At 61.5% G+C, this 1,674-nt stretch carries 1 protein-coding gene; it reads left to right on the top strand.

The window, feature by feature from the left end:
• Nucleotides 1-1,674, top strand: a 1,674-nt coding sequence (locus tag EYC98_RS21645) for a hypothetical protein (RefSeq protein WP_279247499.1), incomplete at both ends; no start/stop codon positions are given.

Raw genomic sequence — 1,674 nt, 5'->3', positions numbered from 1 at the left:
GCGACCTGGGTGATGGGCAGGCGAGCGATCATGACGTGTTCTACGCCGGCCAGGGCAACGATGACCTGATTGGTGGCAGCGGGACGAATGATCTCTATGCCTGGTCGCGTGATCCGGAGCTGGGCGGGCAGTTCGGTGTCTTCGTCGATGCTAACGGCACGCTGCGCGACACCGACGGCAATGGCCTGTACACACTGGAAGACACGGGTCTCAACCGGATGCTGGGTGGCAGCCAGGCGGATCAGCTGTTTGGCGGTACTGGACTTGATTTCTTATACGGCAACGGCGGCGACGATGTGCTGTACCGCCGCGACGGCCAGTCGTTCGACACGCTGGACGGCGACCAGGTCGAGGGCGACGAGTGGAAGGAGTATGCGCGGGCGAGCACCGAGGTCTGGTATTACGGTGGCACCAATGCGAACGACGTGATCACGGTGGACTTCGTTACCGAACCGGGGCTACTGGGGGATCACCACCTGATCACGCGGCTGACGGAAGTGAACGGCAACTTCAGTTTCGATGCCACGGTGCGGCTGGACTTCCAGGCAACGGACAGCAGCGGCAACCTGATCTGGGAGGCACGGCGACTGCTGAACCTGGTGGAGGATCCGCTGACGGGTCTGCAAACGGAGGCGGCGCCTTCGCTCAATGGTCTGCTGCCGGCGGAGGGTGACTTCCAGGTTATTATTATTGACGCGCTGGGCGGTAACGACCAGATCATCGTCGGTCCGACGGTACAGAAGTCGGTGTGGGTGGATGCAGGCGCGGGTGACGACCGGGTGACCATCTTGGGCGGTACGTCGATCCTGGCAGACAAGGCGGAGCTCGGCACCCGCAACGACTCAGCGGCGTTCGCACACGACTTGGGCAGCGATCTGACCTTGCCCGCGGGCGGCAGCGCACAGTACCTGCCGGACCAGACCGAGGCCAATGCCCCGACGCCTTACTCGCTGGGCACTATCGAAGACCTGGTATTGGTGCAGGGACTTACCCTGCACACGCCGGGCGATGTTGACCTGTTCGAGTTCACACTCGCTGCGGTTGGAGGCGTTGAGGATGTGATCCGCGTTGCGCGCACCAGCGTCTTCGACGGTGAACTGAGCGTCCGCCTGCTTGACGCTAGCGGTACCGACATTGTCGTTCCGCTGACAGTGGTGGGACTGACCAGCTCTATTAGCCTAAGCGGATTGTCGGCGGGCACCTACAGACTCGAAATTCAATTCGCCGAAACCGTCACTGATCCTGCTGCTTATCTGCTTGGACCCCAGGTCGGGACAGATGGCAAGCGGGTGCTCAATCTCGGCGTACCCGGCCCGGATATTATAGCGGCGACCACGTTCAGTGGCCTGACCCTGGATAGTGCGGTGGATGTTGATTACTACCGCTTCCGCCTGGGCTTTGACGGTCAGCTACTGATAGATGATGCGGTGGTTGTAGTTTCTGTCACGGAGCTTGCCACCGGTCAGGCTGTGGATCCGCTCAGCCTGAATGCCAACACCGAGTACCTTCTCAGTATTTCCTCGCCGGACCTGGTACCGGCTGTCTACAGTCTGACGTTCGCCCCGCTGGGCAGCGTGGATACCCCGCTTGAGATTGACCTTGCGCAGCACTCCTTGAACGAGCGCCGGGATATTGTGCTCGGTGGCGATGGCAATGACGTGCTGTCGGGTGGCC

This window comes from Candidatus Litorirhabdus singularis (assembly GCF_026262625.1).
Taxonomy (GTDB): Bacteria; Pseudomonadota; Gammaproteobacteria; order Pseudomonadales; family Halieaceae; genus Litorirhabdus; species Litorirhabdus singularis.
This window is presented reverse-complemented; position numbering and strand designations above follow the sequence as displayed.